At 63.0% G+C, this 8,110-nt stretch carries 7 protein-coding genes; 6 read left to right on the top strand and 1 reads right to left on the bottom strand.

The annotated features are described in order from the left end of the window. The 4 genes from HMPREF0178_RS13255 to HMPREF0178_RS13240 form a co-directional block, all read left to right on the top strand. A partial coding sequence (locus HMPREF0178_RS13255) for an FAD-dependent oxidoreductase (RefSeq protein ID WP_009368556.1) occupies nucleotides 1-1,356 on the top strand: 1,356 nt, incomplete at its 5' end. Between the two features lie 51 nt (nucleotides 1,357-1,407). Continuing rightward, nucleotides 1,408-1,857 (top strand): hypothetical protein, encoded by a 450-nt coding sequence (locus HMPREF0178_RS13250; RefSeq protein WP_009368555.1) that lies wholly within the window; start codon nucleotides 1,408-1,410, stop codon nucleotides 1,855-1,857. Nucleotides 1,858-1,866: 9 nt separating this feature from the next. After that, complete coding sequence (locus tag HMPREF0178_RS13245) at nucleotides 1,867-3,300, top strand: sodium:solute symporter (RefSeq protein ID WP_009368554.1); 1,434 nt, start codon at nucleotides 1,867-1,869, stop codon at nucleotides 3,298-3,300. 235 nt (nucleotides 3,301-3,535) lie between these two features. Continuing rightward, nucleotides 3,536-4,243, top strand: a complete 708-nt coding sequence (locus tag HMPREF0178_RS13240; protein ID WP_009368552.1) for an aspartate/glutamate racemase family protein — start codon at nucleotides 3,536-3,538, stop codon at nucleotides 4,241-4,243. A gap of 223 nt (nucleotides 4,244-4,466) precedes the next feature. Here HMPREF0178_RS13240 and HMPREF0178_RS13235 read toward each other — a convergent pair whose 3' ends face one another. Then, entirely contained in the window at nucleotides 4,467-5,978 is a 1,512-nt protein-coding gene (locus HMPREF0178_RS13235; protein ID WP_009368551.1) for a sigma-54-dependent Fis family transcriptional regulator, read from the bottom strand. 182 nt (nucleotides 5,979-6,160) lie between these two features. Between HMPREF0178_RS13235 and HMPREF0178_RS13230 the strand changes: the two genes are divergently transcribed. After that, nucleotides 6,161-6,394, top strand: coding sequence for a ferredoxin family protein (locus HMPREF0178_RS13230; RefSeq protein WP_009368550.1), 234 nt, complete (start codon nucleotides 6,161-6,163; stop codon nucleotides 6,392-6,394). A gap of 9 nt (nucleotides 6,395-6,403) precedes the next feature. Next, the gene (locus HMPREF0178_RS13225) at nucleotides 6,404-8,089 is read left to right on the top strand and encodes an FAD-dependent oxidoreductase (protein WP_009368549.1); all 1,686 of its coding nucleotides are present in this window, start codon (nucleotides 6,404-6,406) and stop codon (nucleotides 8,087-8,089) included. The last annotated feature ends 21 nt before the right edge of the window (nucleotides 8,090-8,110 follow it).

Below are 8,110 nucleotides of genomic sequence, written 5' to 3'. Positions count from 1 at the left end.
GCCGGCCCCGCCGGACTCTCCGCCGCCTGCGCCGCGCGCGCCTGCGGGCTGGACGTGACCCTCGTCGACGAGCAAGCGGCCCCGGGCGGCCAGCTTTTCCGCAATATCGAAACCCCGATGGCGCAGGCGCTGCTCGATCCCAAGGAACGCTCCGCCGGGCTCGGGCTCGTGAAACGCTTCCGCGAATCCGGCGCGACCTACTACCCCGGCACCACCGTCTGGGGGCTTGAGCCGCACAGGGTTTCGTGCACCATGAACGGCAAGGCCGAAGAGCTGGCCGCCTCGCACATCATCGTGGCCCCCGGCGGCATGGAACGGCCCGTCCCCTTCCCCGGCTGGACGCTGCCCGGCGTCATGGGCGCGGGCGGGGCCGACATCCTGCTGCGCTCCGGCGGTACGCTCTCCGCCGACAAGAACGCCCCGGTCGTCCTTGCGGGCAACGGCCCCCTGCTTCTCCTGCTTGCCGGGCACCTGCTCGAAGCGGGCGTGCCCATCGCAGCGTGGCTCGACACCGGCTGGTGGTCCCGCCGCATCATGGCGGCCGGCCTCATGCCCGCTGGCGTGCTCGACATGCCGTATGTCGCCAAGGGCATGAAAATGGCCCTGCGCGTGCTCAAGGGCAAGGTGCCGATCATCCGTAACGTCACCAATATCCGCGCCGTGGGCTCCGATCATCTGGAAAAGGTCGTGTACGACGCGGGCGGCAAGACCCACGAAATCAACGCCTCCACCCTGCTGCGCCACGAGGGCATCATCCCGCGCACGCACATCCTCAATTCCCTGAACGCCAGGCACGCATGGGATGGCGTCCAGCGGTACTGGCATCCCGTCGTCGACGAAAACGGCCGTACCAGCGTGGACGGCATTTCCATCGCCGGTGACGGAACCTACGTCCACGGCGGCGATGCGAGTATGCTCAAGGGCACCATCGCCGGAGTAGAGATCGCCCAGCGCCTTGGCGTGATCAGCGAAGCCGAAGCAGCCTACCGCAGCGGCCCGGCCCGCAGGCGGCTCCGTGCCATGCGCATCGCGCGCGGGTTCCTGCGCTATGTGTTCGCACCCAATCCGACCATCTTCAATGTCCCGGACGAAACGCTGGTCTGCCGTTGCGAATGCGTCACCGCCGGGGATATCCGCAAGGCCGTGGCCGAAGGCTTCCGCGACGTCAACGAAGTCAAGCGCTTCACCCGCTGCGGCATGGGCCAGTGCCAGGGCCGTATGTGCGGGCCCGCGCTCGCGGAAATCACCGCCGCCGCCCAGTCCAAGGCGCCCGACGCCGTGGGCTGCCTCCAAGTCCGCCAGCCCTTCCGGCCGGTGAGCCTTGAAAACTACTGCAACCTCAACCTGCCCGGCTAAACGGGCCCGCCCCCTTCCCACCGTCCGGGGAGGGGGCCACGGAAAACATCTATGCGGCGCTCCCTTTCCCTCCTCTGCCGACAGGGCATCTGCCTCCTGCTTGCAGCCAGCTACATCATCTGCCTGTGCGCGGCCTCGCTCAATGCCGCCCCCACGGTAGCCGAAGCGGGGAGCATCGCCAGCCTCGAACTGTTGCCGAGAGCGGAAAACCCGCACCTTTCCCCGGATGATCCCGTGCTTGCCGCGTCGATCCCCGAAACGTCGGGCAAAAACCTGCAAAGCTGGGAAAGCCTGTTCCCGCTCCTTCTCGTGATCCTGTGGCCCCACCTGTTCAGGGCCGTCCGCCTCCGCCTCCGAGACCACCGGCTGCCGCGCCATACCGACATACGCGGCCTGCTCCCTCTCCCCGCCGCGCCGCCGCTTGCGGATCCTCCTTTTTTCGCTGAGGATTCCATCATATTTTCCCGTCGTATCATGCAGCGCCGCGCGGCCTGCGTCTAGGAGTACGCCATGAGCATCCATTGGCTGGATTACGCGATCATCATTCTGTATTTCTTTGTTGTGGTCTACATCGGTTACTGGGCCATGAAAAAAGTCACCAACTTTGACGATTACGCCGTCGCCGGGCGCGGCCTTCCCATGTCCATCTTCTTCGCGGCCATCGCGGCGACCCTGTGCGGAGGCGGAGCGACCATCGGGCGCGTTTCGTTCATGCACACCACGGGCATCGTGGTCTTCGCCGGGCTCATAGGTGTGGTGATCAACCAGATCTTCTCGGGCCTGTACATTGCCGGGCGCGTGCACAACATCAAGAACGTTTACAGCGTGGGCGACCTCTTCGGGCTGTACTACGGTCGCGCCGGACGGCTCGTTTCCAGCATCGTGTGCTTTTTCTTCTGCCTCGGGCTGTACGGGGTACAGATTCTGGCGATGGGCGCCATCCTCCAGACCGCCGTGGGCATAGACCTTATCCCGGCGGCGCTTATTTCTTCCGTCATCACGCTGGCCTATACGTGGTCGGGCGGTATGCTCGCCGTAACCATGACCGATGCAGTGCAGTATGTGATCATTATCATCGGCGTGAGCCTGTGCGGGTATCTCGCCATCGACCATCTCGGCGGCTTCGACGCCATGATGGCGACCCTGAACGCCATGCCCCGCTATGAAAACAACCTGAAGCTGTTCTCCGGCTGGGGGCCGATCCAGTTTGCGGGCCTGTTCCTGAGCTTCCTGTTCGGGGAATTCTGCGCGCCGTATTTCATCCAGCGCTACGCCTCCACCAAGTCCGCCAAGGACAGCAAGGCCGGAGTGCTGATCTTCTCCGTCCACTGGATCTTCTTCCTCGCCACCACCGCCGGGATCGGCCTCGCTTCCATGGCGCTCCAGCCCGACGTCAAGCCCGACCTCGCCTTCACCAACCTTATCCGCGACGTGCTGCCCATCGGCGTGACCGGCCTCGTGCTGGCGGCCCTGCTCGCCGCCGTCATGTCATCGGGCGCGGCCTTCATCAACACCGCCTGCGTCGTGTATACCCGCGACATCTACAATAAATTCATCAATCCCGCAGCCACGCAGGATCAGATGCTGCGCCAGTCCCGCATGTCTACCCTCCTCGTGGGCGGCGTTTCCATCGGCGTCGCCATCCTGTTCCAGGACGTGTTCGGCCTGATGATCTACATCTTCAAGCTGTGGCCTTCGGCGATCATCCCGCCGCTGCTGGCCGGGCTGCTCTGGGGCAAGGTGTCGCCCTACGCCGGGGCTCCCGCCGTGGTCATCGGCGTCGTGAGCTGCTTCCTGTGGAGCGACAAGGTGCTCGGCGAGCCCTTCGGCATCCCCGCCAACCTCATCGGCATCGGCCTCAACTGCCTGACGCTGTTCGTCGTCCATCAAATGATGAAGCGCCGCGTTCCCTCCACGGGCATCTACGCCCCCGAAGTACTGTAAGCCCGCAAGGAGATTATCATGCTGGAATTCACGAAATATCTGATCTATGCGTCTTTCATCCTGAACATCGCCTGCGGCGTATGGGTGCTCACCGGCATCGTCCAGTGGATTGCGGAAATGAACAAGAAAAACTGACGGGAACCGCTGGGAGAGGGTGCGTTCCATCCGTGGGAGGCCCCTCTTCCCCCTAAACGCGGGGAAGCTGAACGTCCCGCATCAACCCAAAGGAGCGAACATGAAAGGCGGTAGACTGTATTACGACATGCCCATCGGCATCCTGTGCCTCGAATCGCTGTTCCCAAAACCGCGCGGACACATGCGCAATCCACTGACCTACGGTTTTCCGACGGTGACGCGGGTCATACGGGGCGTGGATATTCCGCGCCTGCTGTTCAACCCCACTCCGGATCTGCTGGAGCCGTTCATCCAAGCCGCGAAAGAGCTTGAGGCCGACGGCGTGCAGGCCATTACCGGAAGCTGCGGCTTCATGGCCCGTTTCCAGAATCAAATCGCCGCCGAGCTGCACATCCCGGTTTTCCTGTCGAGCCTGCTCCAGCTTCCGCTGGTGCGCCTCATGCACGGGGAAAAGGCCGAGATCGGCGTCCTCACCGCCAGTAGTCAGGCCCTGACGCCCGCCCACTTCGCCAACTGCGCGACGCCGATGGAATCCGTGCACATCCGGGGCATGGAAGGCAACCCCGAGTTCTGGGAGACCATCATTGAAGGCAAACGCCACGACTTCGACATGGAACGCCTCGAAGCCGAAATCGTGGGTTCCGCCGCCGCGTTCGCGCGGGAAAAGGCGCTCGACGCCCTTGTGCTCGAATGCACCGATCTCTCCGCCTTCTCCGCGCCCATCCAGCGCGCGATCAACCTCCCCGTCTACGACATCAATTCGCTCGTCGAGTACGCCTATTACGCCGTCTGCCGGAAGGATTACTAGCCAGCTATCCGGCAACGGCGATTCGGCTGTCCCGCCTCCTCCGGAGGCATTTCCCCCGCTCCTATCGGAAGGTCTCCTCTTCTTTCCGATGGGAGTTGGGGGAATCATTTTTCTGGGAGACAGGGGATCTCCGCAGGGTGGCTCCTCGCCCCCTCAGACTTCCGGAAGGGAAATGATTCCCCCACAGCGAAGTCCGGGAACTGGGCGGAGCCCTGCTCAACGGCTACTTCCGGCGCGGCAGGGGCAGGCCCATCTTGAGCATGTGGGCGCGCAGGGTCGTGTAGTGGACGCCGAGAAGCTCCGTAGCGCTTCCCGGCCCCATGAGCTTATTGCCGGTCTTCTCAAGGACACGCCGGATATACCGCTGTTCCAGCTCAGCCAGCGAGGGCCAGCCGTCCTCAGGTGATGCCGCACCGCCCTCGACCTCGGGGGCGAACTCGAATTTCAGCGGCGTCCCCACCGCCTTGCTTCGGCTGAGAAGCAGCGAACGCTCAATGACGAATTCCAGCTCCCGCACGTTCCCCGGCCAGTCATGGCTGTACAGCCGCTCCAGTTCGGGCGCGGGTACGTCCGGCACCTCCATCTCGAACTGCGCCGCCTTGGTCCGCAGGAAATGCCCCACAAGCGCCGGGATGTCCGCTTTCCGATCCCGAAGCGGCGGGATAACAATGGTCAGGACAGCCAGCCGGAACCACAAGTCCTTGCGGAACGTCCCTTCCCGTACCTTCTTCATGAGATCGGTCTGGGTCGCCGCGATCACCCGGACATCCACCGGAATGGGCCGGTGATCGCCTACGCGGGTTACATACCGGCTCTCCAGCACGCGCAACAGGTGCACCTGCGCCTCCTGCGGCATCTCCCCGATTTCGTCGAGAAACAGCGTCCCGCCGTTAGCCTGCTCGAAGTACCCCCTCCTCGTTGTGTGCGCACCGGTGAACGCGCCCTTCTCGTGCCCGAACAGTTCGCTGCTCAAAAGACTTGGGGTGATCGCCCCGCAGTTCACCTTAAGGAACGGGCCGTTGCGCCGATCCGACCGCTCATGGATGGCGTCGGCCACGGACTCCTTGCCCGAACCCGTTTCCCCAAGGATAAGCACCGTCGTCCGCGTCGGGGCCGCCAGCTCGATGCGCTGCCGGACCTCGGCCAGCTCAGGGCACAGGGACAACCGCTCGAATCCCGATCCCGCCGGGGTGTAGGGCAACGCCTTTTCCTCCGTGAACGACAGGCGTTCCCGAAGCTCCCCGGCGAGGGGCCGCACAAGCCGCTGGAGCTGCTCCACATGCGTCCATGTGAAGGCGTCGTAGTCGTCGGACCAGAAGTTCAGGCAGAAATAGTATTCGCCGTTCTCGAACAGCGGAAGCCGGATCATTGCGCTGTGGATCAAAAAAGGCACATCGGCCAGATCAGGATCTTTGAACGGAGCTTGAACCTTGTAGCCGTCCAAATTGTTGATGAGGACAGGCTGGTTGATTTTTTCACTTTCAACGAAAGGCGCACCCCGTTCGGGGTTCGAAATGCGCGTGGTCCGGCGGCTGTCCAGTTTGGTGTCGAACATCTGGATCACGCGGGTAAAATCCTTGGAAATGAGAATGGCGTTGATACGCACGACCGGAAGATACGGTCGTATCATATTGTGAAGACAGGTTATTGATCCATGAAGGCCGTTCGTCCTGTAAAAAATGAGACACGCCATCGCGCCGGATTCGAAAAAAGGATCGGAAGGATAGGAAGGCATGGGCGGCTCCGTTCGGACTTTTCATACTGTGTAAATCACATTGTATTCTATGCAATAGACACTGTTTTTTGAAACTATGCTGTCAAAACATATTGTTATTTTAAGAACAATGCAATGGCACGGAACCTGCTCAAAGGGAGGTATAGCGAATTTCCATTCCTCTCAACCAAGGAGTCTTGAACATGCCTCCACGCATTGATCCTGAAAAGTGCACGGGTTGCGGGTTGTGCGCCAGCATTTGCCCCTTGCAGGTCTTCCGCCAGAAGCAGCCGAAGACAACCCCGGAAGTCACCTACGGCGAAGAGTGCTGGCACTGCAACGCCTGCGTGCTCGATTGTCCGGCCAAGGCCGTTTCACTGCGCCTTCCCTTGAACTACATGCTGCTCCACGTGGACGCAGACACCCTGCACAGCTAGGAGGTGCTTATGATTCCCGTATCCAAGACGCTTGAAACCGACATCGCGGTCGTGGGCGGAGGCATCGGCGGGCTGTGCGCGGCCATTGCGGCGGCGGAAGGCGGCGCCAGGGTCATGGTCCTCGAAAAGGCCAATACCAAACGCAGCGGCTCGGGGGCGACCGGCAACGATCATTTCGCCTGTTATTACCCGAAGCACCACGGCGGCGACATCCGGCCCATCCTGCGCGAACTGCTCGACAGCCTTGTCGGGCTGTGCCATGACCCTCTGCTTTCCCTGCGCTTTCTTGAGAGGAGCATCTCCATCGTGGACAAGTGGCACGAGTGGGGCATCAACATGAAGCCGTTCGCGGAGGATTACGTGTTTATGGGTCACGCCTACCCGGACCGCCCCCGCATCTGGCTCAAGTACGACGGGCACAACCAGAAGGAAGCCCTCACCCGGCAGGCCAAAAAGGTCGGCGTGACCATCGTGAACCACCATCCCGCCGTGGATCTCATGCGCGACGAACAGGGCATTACCGGCGTGCTCGCGCTGGACGTTTCCGGGGAAACCCCGTCGTTTACGTTCGTCAAGGCGCGCAAGGTCATCCTCGCCACCGGCACCGCCAACCGCCTGTACCCCGCCGCCGGATCGCCGGGCTGGCCCTTCAACACCGCCTTCTGCCCCGCCTGTGCGGGCGCGGCGCAGGCGCAGGGCTGGCGTATCGGCGCGAAGCTCGTGAACATGGAGCTGCCCAACCGCCACGCCGGGCCCAAGTTCTTCGCCCGCGCCGGGAAATCCACATGGATCGGCGTGTACCGCTATCCCAACGGCAAACTGCTCGGCCCCTTCGTGGACAAGGCCACCCGCGAAGTCGGGGACATCACCTGCGACGTGTGGAACTCCGCCTACACCGACGTGCTCATGAACGGCACGGGCCCCGCCTACATCGACTGCACGGGCACGGGCCCCGAAGACATGGCCTTCATGCGCGAGGGCATGGCGAGCGAGGGGCTCACCGGGCTGCTCAACTACATGGATGAAAAGGGCATCGATCCCTCGAAGCACGCCGTGGAGTTCATGCAGTACGAGCCGCACCTCATCGGGCGCGGGCTTGAGATCGACATCGACGGGCAGACCTCCGTACCCGGCCTGTACGCTACCGGCGACATGGTGGGCAACTTCCGCGCCGACATCGCCGGGGCCGCCGTCTATGGCTGGATCGCCGGGGAGCACGCCGCCGCCCACCTCGGGGACGCCCCTCTCGCGGACATCGAAAACACGCCGTGGGCGCAGGAGCGCATGGCCTATTACAGCCGATTCATGGAACGGCCTTCCGGGGCGCACTGGAAGGAAGCGAACCTCGCCCTCCAGCAGATCATGGCCGACTACGCCGCCGCCGGGCCGCACCGCGTGCGTTCCGCGACCCTGCTCAACGCCGGGCTGAAGTACCTCGCGGATCTGCGGCGCAACGCCGAAGCCGAAATAGCGGCATCCGACGCCCACACCCTCCTGCGCGCCATCGAGACGCTGGATCTCATTGACAACGGCGAGATCGTCATGCACGGCGCGCTCGAACGCAAGGAATCACGCGGTATGCATCAGCGTTCCGACTTTACCTTCACCAATCCGCTGCTGGCCGACAAGTTCCTGACGCTCCGCAAGGAGCAGGGGAGAATCATCCCCGAATGGCGCCAGCGCTGGACAGCCTGATAAGGGGGGACGCGACGTGCC

This window comes from Bilophila sp. 4_1_30 (assembly GCF_000224655.1).
Classification (GTDB): Bacteria; Desulfobacterota; Desulfovibrionia; order Desulfovibrionales; family Desulfovibrionaceae; genus Bilophila; species Bilophila wadsworthia.
This window is presented reverse-complemented; position numbering and strand designations above follow the sequence as displayed.